A 17,562-nucleotide genomic window follows, 5' to 3' on the forward strand; every position below is an offset into this window, starting at 1 on the left:
CATGCAAAAAGCGCAGGAAAACCGTGCATCTATTACCCAGATGGAGAGCAATCCAGTGGCACCCAAGTCCAAGATCGAAGCCGTCGTCAATCTCGCCAAGCGGCGAGGCCTGGTCTACCCGTGCGGTGAGATCTACGGAGGAACCAAGTCCGCGTGGGACTACGGCCCATTGGGTGTCGAGCTCAAGGAGAACATCAAGCGTCAGTGGTGGCGCAACATGGTTACCAGCCGCGAGGACGTTGTCGGCCTCGACTCCTCGGTGATTCTGCCCCGCGAGGTGTGGGTTGCATCCGGACACGTCGGCGTCTTCAACGACCCGCTGGTCGAGTGCCTCAACTGTCACAAGCGTCACCGTCAGGATCACCTGCAGGAGGCGTACGCGGAGAAGAAGAAGCTCGACAACCCGGACGACGTCACGATGGACCTCATCGGTTGCCCCGACTGCGGCACCGTCGGCCAGTGGACCGAACCGCGCGACTTCAACATGATGCTCAAGACGTACCTCGGCCCCGTCGAGAGCGAAGAGGGCATGCACTACCTGCGTCCCGAAACCGCGCAGGGCATCTTCGTGAACTTCGCGAACGTACTCACCACGTCGCGTAAGAAGCCGCCGTTCGGCATCGGCCAGATCGGCAAGAGCTTCCGCAACGAGATCACACCGGGCAACTTCATCTTCCGCACCCGCGAGTTCGAGCAGATGGAGATGGAATTCTTCGTCAAGCCCGGCGAGGACGACGCGTGGCACAAGTACTGGATCGACTACCGCCTGGACTGGTACACCGGCCTCGGTATCAACAAAGACAACCTTCGCCTGTACGAGCACGCGAAGGAAAAGCTCTCGCACTACTCCAAGGGCACCACGGACATCGAGTACCGCTTCCACTTCCAGGGCAGCGAATGGGGTGAGCTCGAGGGCATCGCGAACCGCACCGACTTCGACCTCTCGACGCACTCCAAGCACTCGGGCACCGAGCTGAACTACTTCGACCAGACCACCGGCGAGCGCTACACGCCGTACGTCATCGAGCCTGCAGCCGGACTCACCCGTTCGCTCATGGCCTTCCTCGTCGACGCCTACACCGAAGACGAAGCCCCCAACGCCAAGGGCGGTGTCGACAAGCGCACAGTGCTGCGCCTGGATCGTCGTCTCGCTCCCGTCAAGGCTGCCGTCCTGCCGCTCTCGCGTAACGCGGATCTCACGCCCAAGGCAAAAGATCTTGCAGCGCAACTGCGTCAGAACTGGAACGTCGAATTCGACGACGCCGGCGCCATCGGTCGTCGCTACCGTCGTCAGGACGAGATCGGCACCCCGTTCTGCATCACTGTCGACTTCGACACCCTCGAAGACCAGGCAGTCACCGTGCGCGAGCGCGACTCCATGGCGCAGGAACGCGTCGCACTCGACCAGGTCGAGGGCTACCTGGCTGCACGCCTGATCGGTTCGTAAACCGAATCTGTCACGGGCGGCCTTCCTCGATAACGGGGGAGGTCGCCCGTTTCTCTGTTCCCGAGCGCGTTCGAGGCGTAGGAACAGAGATATGAGAAACCTCAGCGTGACCAACAGCGTGACTCTCGACGGTGTCATGCAGGCGCCGGGTGGGCCGGACGAAGACCGTCGCGGCGGCTTCGAACACGGGGGATGGGCTGCGCCGTTCAGCGACTCGGTCATGGCGCGAAAAATGGGGGAGGGAATGGCTGCGAGATCGCAGCTTCTCTTCGGGCGACGGACGTACGAGAGTTTTGCGTCGTACTGGCCGCACCAGACCGACAACCCCTTCACCGATGTCCTCGACAACACGCAGAAATACGTTGCGTCGCGGACATTGACCGAACCACTACCGTGGAAGAACTCGACCCTGCTCCGCGGTGACGCCTCCGACGCGGTTGCCGAGTTGAAGGACTCCGAGGGGCCGGACCTGGTCATCCTCGGTAGCGGGGAACTGATCAATTCGCTGGCGAAGCGCCGATTGATCGACACCTACATTCTGCTCATCCACCCTGTGGTCCTCGGCACTGGACGCAGATTGTTTCCCGACGGTGCCACACTCTCCCGGTTCACTCTCACCGAAACAGTATCCACCACAACGGGAGTCATCATCGCGACGTATCAGTTGCAGTGAGTGGGGTGAAAGAATCCCAGTTGCCAGCTCTGAGTTTTCAGTGCCTGGGCGCTGGTCGGCGTCACCCACGGCGGGTAGACGCGGATGGCACGTTTACCGCCTGCGAAATCAGTGGATACGACGCCGCGTCGAACCAGGGCGTCGACGGGAAAAATGAAGTGCCCCAGCTGTTCTTCGTGGTATACCTCCACGACGAACAATTCGACGCCGTCGGAAACATCGAATGGGCGGATGGGCCCGGCATCCGAGCGTTGCCACAATGTCACGAACTGCCCGAGTTTGGTGGGAGTCGTTTTAGCACGCCGGTACACAGCGCCCTCGGATTCGGGAATCGGTGTGGACCAGGTACATCCGTCAGCGTTCATCGGCAACGATGATGACACAGGCCACCGACAGTGCTGACGGTGCAGCGCTGTCGGTCGGCCCGAGATTCAGGCTGACGGCACCTTGTCGAGGAACCCGAGAACAAGCGTCAACCGGCCGTCGTCATTGCGCTCGAGTACGTCGAATCCGTCGATGAGGGAGTCCTCGCCGGCTGGTCCGAGCTTCCAGCCGAAACGAGCTTGGCTGTGGTGTGCGTCCACCGGTCCGGCAAGTGTGAAGATCATGCCCGGAAACTGCTGCTGCACAGCGCTGATCATCGCGTCGATCTGGCTGTGACCGGTCACGTCTGCCAGCGGATCGGTGTACCGGCCGTCGGGCGCGAACAACTGCTCGATTCGTTCCTGGCGTGCTGAGGCATCGGTTTCGTTCCACAGGTCGATGTAGGCGTGTGCGATTGCGTCGAAGTCACTCATGATCAATCCTCCTGGTTGTCGAGGTCCGGGGGTCGGCTTCCCGGCTGAGATCACTGTGCCAAGAGGATGTGACGTCAGTCGATTACCTCGGAGGTCATGGCGCTGGTTACACCTTGTCGCTACGTTGAGTGGATGACCCAGAGCGCGAATGTGGGAGCCCAACTGAGATCGTGGCGTGAGAGGCGGCGGCTTACTCAGTTGGGGCTTTCGTCAGCTGCGGGAGTCTCGACGAGGCATCTGAGTTTCATCGAAACCGGTCGATCGAAACCGAGCAAGGACATGATCATCCACTTGTCGGAGTGTTTGGAAGTGCCACTGCGGCAGCGGAATACGCTGTTGTTGGCGGGCGGTCACGCGCCGGCCTATTCGGAGAGTGCGTTGGCGGAAACACCGATGTCCGCGGTCAGTGACGCCATCAACCGCATCGTCGACGCCCATGACCCGTACCCGGCTGTGGTGGTCGATCACCAGTGGGATCTGATCGTCGGTAATCGGGCGGTAAGCATCCTGACGGATGGGTCAGCGTCGTTTCTTCTGGAACCGCCGGTCAATGTGTTGCGACTGAGTTTGCACCCCGAAGGTATGGCGCCGCGCATCGCGAACTTGGCGCAGTGGCGAACTCACGTGATCGCCCGGCTGCGCCGCGAAGTCGAGGTAACCGCCGACGCGCAATTGGGCGCTCTGCTGGAAGAACTGCGGACATACCCCAGCGGCGGTGAGTGGTACGAGGACGAAACGAGTTCTCTGTTGGTGCCCTTGCGGATTCGCGCGGGCGACACCGAACTGGCGATGTTCAGTACCACCACCGTGTTCGGTACGCCGCGCGATGTCACCTTGGCCGAGATCGCTATCGAATGTTTCTATCCGTCCGACCGCGAGACCGCGGAGTTCTTCCGAGCGAAATTACAGTGACTTCTTGCCGAACTTCAGCTTCCAGGGAACCAGGGCCGATTCCAGCTGAACGGCCAGGCTCATCTTCGAGACGCCGTCGGTGCGCTCCTCGAAACGGATCGGGGTTTCTGCGATCTTCATACCGCGCTGCACAACTCGGTAGTTCATCTCGACCTGGAAGGCGTAACCGTTGCTCTGCACCGATTCGACGTCGATGGCGCGCAACGTCTTTGCGTGCCACGCCTTGAATCCGGCGGTGGCGTCCTTGACGTGCAACCGCAGGATTGCGTTGACGTAGAAGTTGGCCCACGCCGACAGTGCCTTGCGGTGCCACGGCCAGTCGCCGGCCACGGCGCCGCCCTCGACGTAACGCGAACCGAGCACCACCGCGGCATCGGTTGTGGTGAGAATCTCGATCATGGCGGGGATCACTTCGGACGGGTGGGAGAGATCCGCGTCCATCTGAATGACGATGTCGGCATTCTCGGCGAGGGCCCGCGTCATACCGGCGACGTAGGCGCGGCCGAGTCCGTCCTTGGCGGTGCGATGCAGAACACCCACCGGGATGGGGCCGTCGATGCCGAGTTTGTCCGCGACCTCGCCGGTTCCGTCGGGGGAGTTGTCGTCAACGACCAGGACAGCCAGGTTCGGGATCTCCAACGCGGCGAGACGATCGACGAGCTTGGGCAGGTTTTCACGCTCGTTGTACGTGGGTACCACGACGGTAATCTGCGGAGCGACGTTGTTCATAACACCTTCGTATGATCTGTGATCCCGACTTGCCGGATGAAGCGTACGACGAGGTCGGTCGCGAACAAAGTCAGAATTTTACTACCTCGGGTAGTTGACTCAGAACCGGCCGCCGCCGCCACCTCCTCGACTGCCGCGGCCTCCGCCGCCGCCACCGAACCCGCCGCCGCCGAATCCGCCGCCTCGTCCGCTGCTGCTCGGACCGCCGTACGAGCGCGGTCCACCCCCGCCGCCACGGAGAACACTGTTGATGAGGATGCCGCCGAGAATGGCGCCGGCCGCATTGTTGCCGCCGCCGCTACCGCTGCGGGGACGCTGGTTTGCCTCCCATGTGCTGACGTCGCTCTGGGCTGCCCGCAGAGCATGGGTGGCCAGCGTTGTTGCGGCTTGCGCGTGTTGCAGGGCCGTCGACGGATCGGTGCCCTGCAACTGCTGAGCGGCCTGCAGATGGCGCTGGGCTTCGGCGTAGCGAGTGCGGGCCTCGGCGCCGATGACGCCACGTCGGGTATTGAGGAAATCGCCGGCAGCGGTGACCTGCGCCTGGGCCGCCAGAATGTCCTGCGCGAGGCGTTGCTGCGCCCGTTCGAGCTGTTGCTTCTGCTCCTGAGCCTCCGCGAGCAACGCGTCGAGCTGTGCGTCGGCGGCCACGATCTGGTTGAACGCGCCGAGCGGATCGCTGTCCTTCGCTGTCTGCGCGTGAGTCAACGCGGCCTGCGCGCCGGCCTTGGCTGCGGCCAATCGATCGCCGCCCTGGGCCAGGTAGGCGTCGGCAGCGGTGATGCCCTGCTGAACGTCGTCCATCGCGGCGGGGAGGGTAGCGATGGCGTTGCGGATATCGTCCGCCGCGTGATCCACGGCGTCGAGAAGTTTGCGAGCCTGATCCAGTGCGGCCTCCGCGGTCCGAATCGCTGTGACAGCGGCGCCCTGCTTACCGGCGGGCAAGGCAACGGCATCGCGGCCCTGCTCGATGGACTGCTCGGCCAGCGTCAACCGTTCACCGGCCATCGTGACGTTGCCGGCCACCGGCGCCAACGTCGGAGCCGGGAACTGGTTCTTCAGCTCGTTGAGGATTTTCTCCGACTCCGGCAGACGGACGCTGACAGCCACAACGGCCTGCGTCAGAGCATCGAGGCGGGCAGGCGCATTGATGAGAAGGTCACGCATGTTGTCGAACTCTTCGACCCGCGCTTCCAGTTCCTGATCGGCACGGCCACACGAGGAAATGATGTCGATGAGCATCTGGCGTCGCTGATCAGGGGACTCCGGGATGGCGTCGTCGAGCTTCTGCCTGATGCCGAAGGCGCCGGCGAGCGTCGCCTTGGCCTTGTCGAACGCCTGGGCAAACGGCGCGACTGCCGCATCGCCGAATTCGCTTCGCGCGAGTTCGAGTTCTTCCTGACTCGACGAGATTGCGTTGTCGGTCTCGACGAGAATGGCCTGAGCTCGATCGTCGAGCGTCGGCAACGGAAGTGCAGTCAAACCGGCGATATCGTCGGGTGCGATATTCTTCGCGGCTTCGAGGCTGGCCTTGTCCCGATCGCTCTTCCGTTTGCGTGAATACAGAACCACTCCGCCGGTTCCGACGATGACCGCGCCGCCGCCGATGAGGAGTGCGCTCACGGACATGCCGCCGCTCTTGGCGTTTGCGTCACCGAGCGCACCTGCGGTAGCGATCGCGGCTCCGGCCCAATCATCGTCGAGGAGCGCCGGTTCCAACGCATCCGACTTGATCGAGTCGATGTCGGATTGTGTGATGTTGGTCAGTCCGGGCGGCACGTCGAGGTAGTACGCACCTTCGGTGGTCGCGACTGCGAGCAGGACGTCATTACCCTCGAGAGTCGACTTCGTTGCAGTCTGATCGGCCCACGCCTGGCCGCCCATCTCGTTGAAGTCAGGCACGAACGCAACCCACAGATCGATCTGATGGTCTTCTCTGAGTTGATCGAGCGCAGCTTGGATGTCGTCCTTCTGTCCGTTGCCCAGGACGCCCGAGGTGTCGGTGATCTGGTTGGGAAGGACCAACGGCGGATCCGCCGACGCCGCAGCGGGGCTGAAGATCAATGCCAGGATCGCGAGGATCGCCGCTACGGCGCTCGCGCTTCCCCAACGCCGGATCAGCCGGACGGATACCCGGCCGTGGTCTGCTGGAGACGACTGCTCGATGTGTGCTGCGAAGGCCATGACGCAAATCTAACCGCTAGGGCGCGTCGGCAGCGCGGGGGAGCGATCCGGGCTGGCACAATTGCGGGAGTGAAACCAGCTTTCGGCAACCGCTCCCGCAACTCTGCGCCCTCCGGGGCTGGTGGCGGCTTCGGCGAAGGTCTGGCGCGATGGACCCGACGGTTTATCGCCGGGGCTCTACTGATGACATTCGTCTTGATCGGCGGAACGGCGGTCCGGGTCTGGCAGGTTGCGCGGATCGACGACACGACACCCGCCGACGCGATTGTGGTTCTCGGCGCCGCTCAGTATTCGGGAACACCGTCGTCGGTATTCGAAGCGAGGCTCGAGCAGGCGTACAAGCTGTACAAGCGTGGGGTGGCGCCGCAGATCATAACGGTCGGCGGCAAGCAAGAAGGTGACGAGTACACCGAAGCCGCGTCGGGAAAGATGTATCTCACCGACCGCGGGATTCCGTCGAGTGCGATCACTGCCGTCGAAACCGGCTCGGACACCCTGCTGAGTATTGATGCTGTCAGTGACGAAATGGCCTCGCAGGGAATCAGTTCCGCAGTTCTGGTCAGCGACCCGTGGCATTCCCTGCGCACCCGAACCATGGCTCGCGACACCGGCCTCGAAGCCTGGACTGCGCCCACGAGGCAAGGTCCGGCGGTGTTCACCCGCGAATCCCAACTTCACGGCATCGCGCGCGAAACCGGCGCCCTGCTCTGGTACCAACTGACACACTTTTCCGCTGACTTCCCCTACACGGCAGGGCAATAGGAACAACCGAGATGACGGCACACACCACGTACGGCGGCGGAACCTACTCCGAGCACGATCTGGAGCGCTTTGTTGTCGAGGCGCCCAAGCGAGCAGGATTGCCGGGTACACAAATTGCCGCCGCCCAACATCGGTCCGACTTTTCGCGGGATCGTGCTCGCGTGCAGCACTCCGCGGCGCTACGACGTCTCGCCGACAAAACCCAAGTAGTCGGTCCTCGCGACGGCGACACCCCGCGTACTCGGCTCACACACTCGATGGAAGTTGCGCAGATCGGTCGGGGTATCGCCGACGGCCTCGGCTGTGATCCCGATCTCGTGGACCTTGCCGGCCTCGCCCACGACATCGGGCATCCCCCATACGGTCACAACGGTGAGAAAGCTCTCGACGAAGTCGCGAAGGACTGCGGTGGATTCGAAGGCAACGCCCAGAATCTTCGTATCCTCACCAGCCTCGAACCCAAAATTCTCGGTCCGGACGGCCGCAGCGCCGGGCTCAACCTCACCCGAGCTTCCCTCGACGCCGCAATCAAGTACCCGTGGACCCGGCCGGACCCTGGAGCCAAGTTCGGTGCCTACGACGACGACGCCGATGTGCTGGCCTGGGTCCGCGACGGTGCGCCCGGGCGTCGGCAAGCGCTGGAAGCTCAGGTCATGGACTGGGCCGACGACGTCGCCTACTCGGTGCACGACGTCGAGGACGGCGTGATCGCCGGCCGGATCGATCTGCGGTCACTGGCCGACCCGAGTGAACAGCGCGCACTCGCCGAGTTGGGGGCCTCGGAATTCCGTGGCCTGGTGATCGATGATCTGATCGACGCGGCACAGCGGCTGTCCGAGCTGCCAGTAGTTCAGGGCGTCGGCAGTTACGACGGGACCCTGAACAGTTCCGTGGCACTGAAGAACCTGACCAGTGAATTGGTCGGACGCTTTGCGACGGCAGCTATCGCCCGCACCCGACTGACCAACGGCGACCGGCCGCTCTCGCGATACCAAGCAGACCTCGACATCCCCGAAGCTGTGGCATCCGAAGTCGCGCTGCTCAAAACCGTTGCGCTGTATTACGTGATGTCCGACAACGGGCACAAGGCGCGCCAAGACCGTCAACGTGACCGCGTTCATCGCGTCGCGGAATGGCTGCTCGCAACGGCGCCTGCCGGATTGGACCCCATTCTGCTGCCGGCCTGGGAGCGAGCGGAAAACGACGCGGCACGCACTCGCGTTGTCGTGGATCAGATCGCGTCGTACACCGAGAGTCGCCTCGAGCGGGTCGACAAAGCGAGCCTCGGCGCGCAGGCCAGTTGGGGCTGACTGCTCAACTCGAGGGCGTTTGCGTCAGCGCCCATTCTGCGACGCGCCGCGCGCTCTCGGCTTCGCTGAGGTCCTCGACACGCGTCATGATGGACCAACGCACGCCGAAAGGATCGCGGATCGAGGCAAACCGGTCGCCCGAGACGAACGTGCTCACCGATTCACGAACGGTCGCGCCGGCGTGCACTGCTCGCTCGACGACCGCGTCGACATCCGAGCAGTACAGCCCCATCGAGTAGGAGTCGGCATCGCCGGCAGGTGCCTCGACGAGGCCGTAATCGGCGTTGGGTTCGCCGAGTTGGAGCCGACCGTTTCCGAAATCGAGGTCGGCGTGGACGACGACGCCGCTGAACTCGGTTATGTCGACCACGCGTGCGCCGTACACAGACCGGTAAAATTCGATCGCGTCGGCGGCTCCCTTGATCGCCAGAAACGGGGTCAGGCTCGTCGAGCCGTGTGGGATGCCGTCTGTTGTGTGTTCGCCGGTCACGCCCTGCTGGGAAATGCTGTCTGGGTTCATGAACCGAAGGTATCGCCGTCAGGTGGGTTGTGGCTTGAAGATTCGCGACGAATGAGGAGGACGACAGTTGGTCACGCCCGGTGACAGTCGCGGGATTCTGTACCCCACCAAGCTCCCGACGTTCCACCGCGAACCGGCCGACGCCTCGTTGGAAGGGCGCATCCGCTGGTTCTGGATTCCGCGATGGCAGCTGGCGCCCGGCCGAACGGTTCGCCAGGAAGTGCTGCCGTTCCCCGCTTCCAATCTGGTGGTCGAACCGGGCGGGGTGTCTCTGGTCGGCCCGTCGACGGGGGCGTCGCACCGTGACCTGTATGGCAGTGGATGGGCGGTGGGCGCACTGTTGCGGCCGGCGGGCCTCGCGTCGTTGCGAGCTGATCCGCAGACCATCCAGAACTCCGTAGTGCAGATCGCCGCGCCGGACTTGCATGAGGCAGTCATGTCGGCGATGGGTGAGGCTGACCACGAGGTAGGTAGGCAGCGCGCGATTGCGGCTTTCTCCGAGTGGGCGGCCGAGCACATTGCGCCGGACGACGAGAGTGGCCGACTGGCAAATGTCATGGAAGACCTGATCGCTTCGGACCGGACAGTGATGCGTGTCGGTGATATCGCCAAACTTCTCGGCACTTCCACGCGTGGTGTCCAACGCCTTGCCCAGCGATACGTCGGGCTGCCACCCTTGGCGATCATTCGACGCTACCGACTTCAGGAAGCCGCGCAGCGGCTACGCGAAGATCCGTCGGTGAAGATCGCGCAGGTGGCGGCCGATCTCGGTTACGCGGACCACGCCCACCTGTCCGCAGACTTCCGCAACGTCCTCGGTTTCACGCCGAACTCCTACCGCCGACATCCAGACCGCCCGTGACGAACTTGCCGTGTCAGGCGCAGTTCGTGGACCGCCTAGACTGACATACGTGGCGGGCCGAATTTCTGACAGAGACATCGCGGCCATTCGCGAACGCACACGCATCGAAGACATCGTCGGTGAGTACGTCTCGCTCAAGCGCGCGGGTGGCGACTCCATCAAGGGGCTGTGCCCGTTCCACGACGAGAAGTCGCCGTCATTTCACGTTCGCCCCAACCATGGGCTTTACCACTGCTTCGGCTGCGGCGAGGGCGGCGACGTCTACTCCTTCCTGCAGAAGATGGACCACATCAGTTTCGTCGAGGCCGTCGAACAGTTGGCCGACCGGCTGAACTACTCGATTTCCTACGAGGGCGGCGGCCCCTCGGTGCAGCGGGATCGTGGCACACGAGCGCGCTTGATCGCGGCCAACGCGGCTGCGCAGGAGTTCTATGCGGCGCGCCTGCGGGAGCCAGACGCTCAAGCTGCGCGCGACTACCTCACCGAGCGCAATTTCGACGGCGCTGCGGCATTGCAGTTCGGTTGCGGCTACGCCCCCGAGGGCTGGGACACACTCACAAAGCACTTGATGGCCAAGGGATTCGAGTTCAAGGAGCTCGAAGCTGCCGGCCTGTCCAAGGAGGGTCGACGCGGCCCGATCGACCGTTTTCATCGTCGACTCCTGTGGCCAATCCGGAGCGTCGCCGGTGACGTGATCGGCTTCGGCGCCCGCAAACTTTTCGACGACGACACCATGCCGGGCAAGTACGTCAACACCCCGGAAACCATCCTGTACAAGAAGTCTCAGGTTCTGTTCGGGCTCGATCTCGCGAAACGCGATATCGCCAAGGGACATCAGGCTGTGGTGGTCGAGGGATACACCGACGTCATGGCGATGCATCTGGCCGGCGTCAAGACCGCCGTCGCGTCGTGCGGCACCGCATTCGGTGAGGAACACCTCGCGATGCTGCGCCGACTCCTGATGGACGACAGCTACTTTCGCGGCGAGATCATCTACACCTTCGACGGTGACGCCGCGGGGCAAGCTGCCGCGATGAAGGCTTTCGAAGGTGACCAGAAGATGGCCGGGCAGACATTTGTTGCCGTCGCACCCGACGGAATGGACCCGTGCGATCTGAGGCTGGCGTCGGGCGATGCTGCGGTCCGCGACCTCGTGGCCCGTCGAACTCCGATGTTCGAGTTCGTGGTCAAGTCGATACTCACCGAACACGATCTCGACACCGCGGAAGGCCGCGTCGAGGCCTTGCGCCGAACCGTCCCCGTCGTCGCGCAGATCAAGGAATCGACTCTGCGTGACAGTTACGCGAACCTGCTGTGCGGATGGGTCGGTTGGGACGACCTTCCGTCCGTGCGTCGACGCGTCCGTGACGAAGCTCGCAAACGTGCCTCCACCCGAGGTTCCTCACCCGCACCGAAGCGTCGTCAGGTCATTCCAGAGCCGAGCGACGACGCGCTTGCACTGCCGATCGGCATCTCACGGCCCCGGCCCAACGACCCAGGGCTGTCGACGCAGCGAGCAGTGCTCAAAGCGGCCCTGCAGTACCCAGGGATCGCGGGAACGGTCTTCGACTCACTGCCGGTCGAGACGTTCACCCATCCCGCCTACGTGGCAATCAGGCAGTCGATGTCCGACTCCGGAGGCACCAGCAAGGGCTACGGCGGCGCCGAATGGATCGAGGTCGTGACCAAGGGCGTCGAAGATGTGACCGTTGCCTCAGTTATCTCCGAACTGGCTGTCGAACCGATGCCGTGCGACGAGGACACAGTTCCTCGCTACATCAGCGGAGTGCTCGCGCGGTTGCAGGAGGCATGGGTCGGCGAGCAGGTCGCAGACCTCAAATCGAAACTGCAGCGCATCTCACCCGCCGCAGCACCCGAGGAGTACAACTCGCTGTTCGGTGACCTCGTAGCCCTGGAGCAGTACCGCCGACAGCTGCGCGAGCAAGCCGTCGGCGACAACAGCGTCTGACCTAGCGGTTCTTCTTCAACTGGTCATGGGGGATCAGGATCGTGGTTTCCTCGTTGATCGGCTTCATGGGCTCGAGTTTCGGTTGCGTGCTGAGCGAGTCGGCCAGCTTCTGCCGTGACGCGTCGAGCACCTTCTTCGTGGCAGGACTGGTCGCCACCGCCTTCGCGGCCTTACTGATCTGTTCGTACCGGGCGCGGCCTGCCTTCGTCCCCAGGACGTACCCAGCGGCAACACCGATCAACAAACGCATCATTCTTGCTTCCCTCCAGCACCGATCGTCCTGCCTCCATCCTGCCTGATGGCTCGCTGGGCAGGCGATTTGGTACTTCGGCGGTGGATTCGCTACAGTTTCTCAGGCAACGCCGGAACGGGCGAAGCGAGCAAGACAATCCCCTGTAGCTCAATTGGCAGAGCTTCCGACTGTTAATCGGACGGTTGCTGGTTCGAGTCCAGCCGGGGGAGCGTTCAGAGAAGTCCCTGATCCGCAACAGCGGGTCAGGGACTTTTTTGGTTCACGACAATTTCGAGGATTTTCACGGATTGTCACAAGTGATCCCAAACTCGTCGCAGCCGCTGCGAGAGCATCAGCCTGAGAGTGGGTATAGGTGCGCATTGTGAATGAGCTGTCGGCGTGACCAAGCCAGGCTGCGATGACCGCGATCGGGCCTCCCTGGAGGTGCATGAGGGTTCCGCAGGTCTGGCGGGCATCGTGGAGTCGCACCTGAGCGACGTCCAAATCTGCGAGGATCACTTTCTATCGCTTGGTCGGGGTGTAGAGGTGTCCGACTTCGTTGCAGACGACATATCCGCCTTCGCCGTACTCTTCGGCGAAGGCCAGCTTTCAGCCGCTTGTTGTCGTTTGGCGGCTTTGAGTTCGTCGGCGAGGGTTGGGGTAGCGGCAAGGTTCTTCCTGATGAGTCTGGATGGTGGGGCGTCTACCACGCCGAAAACACAGACCCCATCGCAGTGTTCCCCGCCTGGCAGCAGTGCATCGACGAACTCGGCACGTTCCTCGCCACCGGAAAATGGTGTGGGTAATGGCCGACGATCCGATCGGGCACCTCGACTTCGCACCCACATGCGCGCTGTACGACGTCCGCACCACCACACTGTGCGAAAACCCAGCCACCCACATCGCCGACGTCCACGTCCACGAACAGACCGGCATGGTTCGCATCGCGCTCTGCGGCACACGCCTCGCCGGATACAAAGCAATGGAAGCCCAAATCGAACCCGGCCGCCGAATCGTCTGCGGCGCCTGCCACCAACTCATGCAACCCGACGACTTCATCCGAAACGAAGAGACGCTGTGAGTCTGGCCTGCTGCGAGATAGCAATCTACGGTTTGAAGGAGCAGCGAGGGAGCACAGTCTCGACGACCTCAGTTGCGATCTCAACCGCTTGCCAGGCATTAGTTTCAGTCGGTTGTGTGCCAGAATGCGCACAGCTATTTCGCAGGAAAACTAGACCATCGAGAAACTGGATGGGGAGTTTCCCTCCAAGCTTTTCAAACAACTCGGAACGCCCCTTGAGTGTCTGGTGTTGAGCAAGCAACACCTCGTCCAGCTTCAGGGAAGGGGTCGATATCTTTCCGAGCAAGTGCCGACGTTTCTCGGATTCGGCTGCAGTTCGCATCTTGTCATCGATGTAACGGGTCAAAGCCAACTCCGCGGCAGTACCCGCATCAATAACAGCACGCCGGTGATGCTCGGCCTGGATGAGTGATCGTGCGTCTCTGATCAACATCCATTCAAATGGCGGTTCGCAACCGGCAGCTGTCAGGTCAAGGCACTTTTGAAATGACTCGGCATCAAGCAAATGGGCAGAGCGCGGCCACCTCAGAATTCCGCTATCTGCCACACCAACGAAGTGCGGAGTCTTGCCATCCCGACTCGACCAGAACGGAATGTTCTGACCGATACCCTGAGGCCTGCTCATTACTGGAGGATTTAGGTCCTGCTGGGTGAACAGTTCGATCCAACTTGAGACGCAGACCCACCACTGCGTTAGTGCGTCGTAAAGCGTCTGGGCAGCTTGCTTGCTGGCTTCGTCCGAATCCTCAACGCATGTCGAAAACCGAAACCGGGTCACCATAATCGTCCAGCTGGAGTTGGGCGTTCCGTCGTCATTCCTGGCTTGGCTACCCGCGAACCCCCAGTAAAAGCTGTCCACGTCGTCCTGCGGTTCCAGGTTCGGGTAGTGCCTTGAAGGTCCCACAATGTAGTGCCCGTAAGAAGCGGACGTGTTCTCCTCAAACGACGGCAAAGTGAGAGTGATTGCGAGACCGTTAATTGTCGTATGGAACGTGCCGAGATGATCGGAGCTGAATAGTGCGTTCTCGGGCAGTTTGAACGTACCTTCGACGACTCGATAGGGCCCTGCAATTGCATCATTCGTCATCAGGTAATCATGCCCGACTAGGTGGGCTGCCAGTCTCATTGCGAACTTTCATCTGAAGATCCGCAGTCCGTTTTGGGTGGGAGATTATCGCTTGGCCCCTCTGCTCAGGTAGAGATATGCGCATGGAACCGAGGACAAAGAAGCGATTACTACGTGCTGCATATGGAGGGGGCGTTGTCGTTTCCGCGGTGATCAGCTTCGCGCTCGGACGATTCGCGCGCCTACACGACTGGGATCTCACGCAGCCGCAAGCCGTACTAATCGCGGGGTTCGCGAGCGGGTTTTTCCTCGTCGCTGCAGCGTGGATCGCCTTTCATGGACAGAAACAGAACAGACTCGATGAGCGGCAGCGACACATAGACCAACTGAATGTTCAGCGCGAGGGTTGGGCTGCCGAGCATAAGGCGGTTTCGGATCGGGCATACCGAGATGAAGTTCGAGGGGTGTATCGAGCCGCAATTCGAGCCTCACGGAAAGTGCACATATTGTCGATTGAACTTGACAGAGCGGAACGATCGGGACGTGCGGCCGTGGATGTTGAGCATATCGGCGCGAGGTTCAACGAGGCTTTGGCAGAGGTCATGGTAATGGATGAAGAGTTGACGATGGTGAGTTCACCAGAGGTGAACGAGGCATACAAAGAAGTAGTGGATAAGGTCGAAATCAACGCAGATAGGAAGCGCACGAGGGCGGCGGCTGGAGAACTGCTGGACGAAGCGGCGATTCATGAAACGGAGGGTCTGTTCACTGCGCTCGCTTCACGTATGGGGGAGCATCTCGATTTTCTGCGACCAGTGAGCGCGACTAGCGCGGAACCTTCAGTCGAGACGAATCCTGCAACGCAACAATCAGATTCTTGACCGACCAGACCAGGATGATCGAGTCCTTTGCCCACAGCAGGCCGGCCTGAAACTTTGTTTCTTCCCCGACATGTTTGATTCGTTCTCGACGCTCGACGTCATAGTGGAGCAGTTCGCCGTACAGCCAATCGATGGCGATCTGCCGATCCTTGAGTAACGGGAAGGTCGCACCCTCGCCTTCTGAAATCGGTATCCCGCCAGCCGAGAAGTAGTGCATATCCGTAAAGCCGTCCCACATTTGGAGGATCGGAGAGACCCAATTCTCTCGAGCTTCCACATCGGTGTAACGACCGATGATTTTGAGGATCTTGCCCAGGTACACGTCTTCTTCCTGCGCAACCATTATTTTTCGCAACCGCGCTGCCGCTGCTTCGATCTCTTCTTCATGGGGTCGGTCCACGGCTATGCGCCATGGTCGTTCGGGGCTACCAGCGAGATTTGGCGTTATTGTGAAACTCTGGCCCAGAGTTTCGAGTTCCTCTCGCTTTGCAAGGCTGCAATTTAGAACCTGGTTAGCGGCTCCAAGATATGCGTCGATTTGCTTGCCTTCGCTTCCAATATGTTTGGTCTGGCGTCTTCCCGCCACGTCACATCGCCCCGATTCGCTTCATGTTGTTCAGAGAATCTCACACCTATCGCGGTCCTTGTAGCCACAGGCTTCTCGCGAATCGCGAGTTACGGTAGATACACTCAACTCTGTCCACCGAAATAGAGGAGCTGCGCATCGTGTCGATCACGATCTTTCTGCTGACGCTCGGTGCCGCCGCGCGGCTAACCCGACTCGTCACCGACGACTACATCACCCGCCACTTCCGCGCGTTTTTCATCCGCCGGTACGGGCCCGACAATGACCTCGCCTATCTCGTCACGTGCCCGTGGTGCATGTCGATGTACATCAGCGGCGGAATGTTCACCCTCGCATGGTTCTACGGGTGGCATCCCGCATTCATCATCGCCACCGCTGCACTCACCGTGTCGTACCTCATCGGTACCGCCGCCATTCTCGTCGGATCTGCAGAGGTGGACTGATACGCACACGCCGCCCCGACAGCACAGCCCACGCCATCGCCGAACGAATGACGCCCACGGCGCCGGCGTCAACTCATGCGGAGGGCAGACTCCGAAACAGTCGCACACCCCGCGGGCCTGCCGTCAGCCAATACGTCACACCCTCCATGAGTCGCCGCTTCGCGCCGCAATCCGTCACCGCAGCAGCCGAAGTGGTCTACGGAAAGAGTCTCGCCAAGCAGAAGAAGTCGGAGCGGGTTGAGGCTCGCCGCGAATTGGATGTCACGGCTGGTGTCGAGTATGAGGTTCCGCCGGCCTATCCGGAAGGGATCTTCAAGCACCGGGCGTCGGTGACTCCTCCCGGGGAGCAGTCGCGGTCGGTGGAGATTTGGCACGCCATCGCTGATGGTGCTTCTGTCCTTGCCCGCAAGGCTCTCCAGGCGATCGAGGGTGCCTATCCAGACATCTATGCGGACAGGACCCCGGAACGCGCGCAGCAGTCCGCTGAGCCACAGCACGCCACTATCCAGAACATGAAGGTCACAGTATGGGCATCATCGTGGTTGGTGTTGATCCAGGCGCGAAAGACACCGGCGTCTGCGTTGTCCGGGGCCGCGAAGTCCTCGCCTCCCACACAGTCACGACAGTCGGGGAGTTGTTCCCAGCAGATCGCGACTACCTTCAAGCGGTTGTCGCGGCTGTCAGAAGCTGCTTCACGCCAGGTTTCACGGACTTCGTCGATTTCGCTGACGAACCCACCCTTGTTGCTGTGGAAACCATCACGAAACCGAACTGGCACATGGGACGTGGAGGCGCAGCCGCCAACCCCACGGCACTCCTCGCGACCGCGCAAGTACTCGGAGCCGTCCTCGCCCACCCCTGGCCCGTCCCCATAGTCACTGTGCAGCCCGACAAAAACGGATCCCAACCCCTCGGCGCCTACCCACCTGACCTCGTCTCAGCGGCCGAACGGAGGGCGAAGAACTGGCAACTGAAAGTCGGCGGCGGTCAACTCCGACACCAACGCAGTGCATTCGATGCAGCCCGCACCGCAGTCCGCAACCACCAACCGCACCTCAATCACCTACTCGAAGAAGCATGACCATGAGCTGGACCAAGATTGACTCAGGCG

At 61.8% G+C, this 17,562-nt stretch carries 19 protein-coding genes, 1 tRNA gene and 1 pseudogene; 12 read left to right on the forward strand and 9 right to left on the reverse strand.

The features are described from left to right. Positions 1–55: 55 nt before the first annotated feature. Positions 56–1,447, forward strand: coding sequence for a glycine--tRNA ligase (locus ACFRFQ_RS17675; RefSeq protein WP_138873721.1), 1,392 nt, complete (start codon positions 56–58; stop codon positions 1,445–1,447). Between the two features lie 91 nt (positions 1,448–1,538). Then, complete coding sequence (locus ACFRFQ_RS17680; protein WP_378660130.1) at positions 1,539–2,120, forward strand: dihydrofolate reductase family protein; 582 nt, start codon at positions 1,539–1,541, stop codon at positions 2,118–2,120. Here ACFRFQ_RS17680 and ACFRFQ_RS17685 read toward each other — a convergent pair. Further along, complete coding sequence (locus ACFRFQ_RS17685) at positions 2,108–2,485, reverse strand: MepB family protein (protein WP_378660132.1); 378 nt, start codon at positions 2,483–2,485, stop codon at positions 2,108–2,110. The genes ACFRFQ_RS17680 and ACFRFQ_RS17685 overlap by 13 nt on opposite strands. Before the next feature lie 66 nt (positions 2,486–2,551). Further along, the gene (locus ACFRFQ_RS17690) at positions 2,552–2,917 is read right to left on the reverse strand and encodes a nuclear transport factor 2 family protein (RefSeq protein ID WP_378660135.1); all 366 of its coding nucleotides are present in this window, start codon (positions 2,915–2,917) and stop codon (positions 2,552–2,554) included. A gap of 132 nt (positions 2,918–3,049) precedes the next feature. On the opposite strand from ACFRFQ_RS17690, the gene ACFRFQ_RS17695 reads away from it, so the two are divergent. Continuing rightward, positions 3,050–3,829: a helix-turn-helix domain-containing protein gene (locus ACFRFQ_RS17695; RefSeq protein ID WP_378660138.1), complete on the forward strand. Its 780-nt coding sequence runs from the start codon at positions 3,050–3,052 to the stop codon at positions 3,827–3,829. Here the strand turns inward: ACFRFQ_RS17695 and ACFRFQ_RS17700 are convergent. After that, positions 3,821–4,558 (reverse strand): polyprenol monophosphomannose synthase, encoded by a 738-nt coding sequence (locus ACFRFQ_RS17700; protein WP_378660141.1) that lies wholly within the window; start codon positions 4,556–4,558, stop codon positions 3,821–3,823. The two genes, ACFRFQ_RS17695 and ACFRFQ_RS17700, sit on opposite strands and share 9 nt — an antisense overlap. A gap of 99 nt (positions 4,559–4,657) precedes the next feature. After that, positions 4,658–6,739 (reverse strand): TPM domain-containing protein, encoded by a 2,082-nt coding sequence (locus ACFRFQ_RS17705; RefSeq protein WP_378660144.1) that lies wholly within the window; start codon positions 6,737–6,739, stop codon positions 4,658–4,660. A 183-nt stretch (positions 6,740–6,922) separates the two neighbouring features. On the opposite strand from ACFRFQ_RS17705, the gene ACFRFQ_RS17710 reads away from it, so the two are divergent. Together ACFRFQ_RS17710 and ACFRFQ_RS17715 are read left to right on the forward strand one after the other, a co-directional pair. Continuing rightward, positions 6,923–7,501, forward strand: a complete 579-nt coding sequence (locus ACFRFQ_RS17710; protein ID WP_378660620.1) for a YdcF family protein — start codon at positions 6,923–6,925, stop codon at positions 7,499–7,501. 11 nt (positions 7,502–7,512) lie between these two features. Continuing rightward, a complete protein-coding gene (locus ACFRFQ_RS17715) occupies positions 7,513–8,811 on the forward strand; it encodes a deoxyguanosinetriphosphate triphosphohydrolase (RefSeq protein WP_378660147.1) in 1,299 nt (432 codons plus the stop codon). A gap of 4 nt (positions 8,812–8,815) precedes the next feature. Here the strand turns inward: ACFRFQ_RS17715 and ACFRFQ_RS17720 are convergent, their stop codons facing one another. Then, positions 8,816–9,331, reverse strand: a complete 516-nt coding sequence (locus ACFRFQ_RS17720; RefSeq protein WP_378660150.1) for a VOC family protein — start codon at positions 9,329–9,331, stop codon at positions 8,816–8,818. Between the two features lie 67 nt (positions 9,332–9,398). Here ACFRFQ_RS17720 and ACFRFQ_RS17725 point away from each other — a divergent pair, with 67 nt between their 5' ends. Beyond that, complete coding sequence (locus tag ACFRFQ_RS17725) at positions 9,399–10,193, forward strand: helix-turn-helix domain-containing protein (protein ID WP_378660152.1); 795 nt, start codon at positions 9,399–9,401, stop codon at positions 10,191–10,193. Positions 10,194–10,242: 49 nt separating this feature from the next. Beyond that, positions 10,243–12,162: a DNA primase gene (gene dnaG / locus ACFRFQ_RS17730; RefSeq protein WP_378660155.1), complete on the forward strand. Its 1,920-nt coding sequence runs from the start codon at positions 10,243–10,245 to the stop codon at positions 12,160–12,162. 1 nt (position 12,163) lies between these two features. Here the strand turns inward: dnaG and ACFRFQ_RS17735 are convergent, their stop codons facing one another. Continuing rightward, positions 12,164–12,415, reverse strand: coding sequence for a hypothetical protein (locus tag ACFRFQ_RS17735; protein WP_378660158.1), 252 nt, complete (start codon positions 12,413–12,415; stop codon positions 12,164–12,166). A 136-nt stretch (positions 12,416–12,551) separates the two neighbouring features. Here ACFRFQ_RS17735 and ACFRFQ_RS17740 point away from each other — a divergent pair. Continuing rightward, positions 12,552–12,624, forward strand: a tRNA-Asn gene (locus tag ACFRFQ_RS17740). A gap of 136 nt (positions 12,625–12,760) precedes the next feature. Here ACFRFQ_RS17740 and ACFRFQ_RS17745 read toward each other — a convergent pair. After that, a pseudogene (locus tag ACFRFQ_RS17745) lies at positions 12,761–12,913 on the reverse strand (tyrosine-type recombinase/integrase); the annotation flags it as partial. Positions 12,914–13,199: 286 nt separating this feature from the next. On the opposite strand from ACFRFQ_RS17745, the gene ACFRFQ_RS17750 reads away from it, so the two are divergent. Beyond that, positions 13,200–13,475: a hypothetical protein gene (locus ACFRFQ_RS17750; protein WP_378660161.1), complete on the forward strand. Its 276-nt coding sequence runs from the start codon at positions 13,200–13,202 to the stop codon at positions 13,473–13,475. A 25-nt stretch (positions 13,476–13,500) separates the two neighbouring features. Here the strand turns inward: ACFRFQ_RS17750 and ACFRFQ_RS17755 are convergent, their stop codons facing one another. Next, a complete protein-coding gene (locus tag ACFRFQ_RS17755; RefSeq protein WP_378660164.1) occupies positions 13,501–14,562 on the reverse strand; it encodes a hypothetical protein in 1,062 nt (353 codons plus the stop codon). 122 nt (positions 14,563–14,684) lie between these two features. Here ACFRFQ_RS17755 and ACFRFQ_RS17760 point away from each other — a divergent pair, with 122 nt between their 5' ends. Continuing rightward, positions 14,685–15,422: a hypothetical protein gene (locus tag ACFRFQ_RS17760; RefSeq protein WP_378660167.1), complete on the forward strand. Its 738-nt coding sequence runs from the start codon at positions 14,685–14,687 to the stop codon at positions 15,420–15,422. On the opposite strand, the gene ACFRFQ_RS17765 is transcribed toward ACFRFQ_RS17760, so the two are convergent. Beyond that, a complete protein-coding gene (locus ACFRFQ_RS17765; RefSeq protein WP_378660170.1) occupies positions 15,367–16,008 on the reverse strand; it encodes a hypothetical protein in 642 nt (213 codons plus the stop codon). The genes ACFRFQ_RS17760 and ACFRFQ_RS17765 overlap by 56 nt on opposite strands. A 140-nt stretch (positions 16,009–16,148) precedes the next feature. Here ACFRFQ_RS17765 and ACFRFQ_RS17770 point away from each other — a divergent pair, with 140 nt between their 5' ends. Further along, complete coding sequence (locus ACFRFQ_RS17770) at positions 16,149–16,451, forward strand: hypothetical protein (RefSeq protein WP_378660173.1); 303 nt, start codon at positions 16,149–16,151, stop codon at positions 16,449–16,451. A gap of 526 nt (positions 16,452–16,977) precedes the next feature. Then, complete coding sequence (locus ACFRFQ_RS17775; protein WP_378660176.1) at positions 16,978–17,532, forward strand: hypothetical protein; 555 nt, start codon at positions 16,978–16,980, stop codon at positions 17,530–17,532. Positions 17,533–17,562: the final 30 nt, after the last annotated feature.

The sequence above is a fragment of the Rhodococcus sp. NPDC056743 genome, assembly GCF_042790355.1.
GTDB lineage: Bacteria > Actinomycetota > Actinomycetes > Mycobacteriales > Mycobacteriaceae > Rhodococcus_F.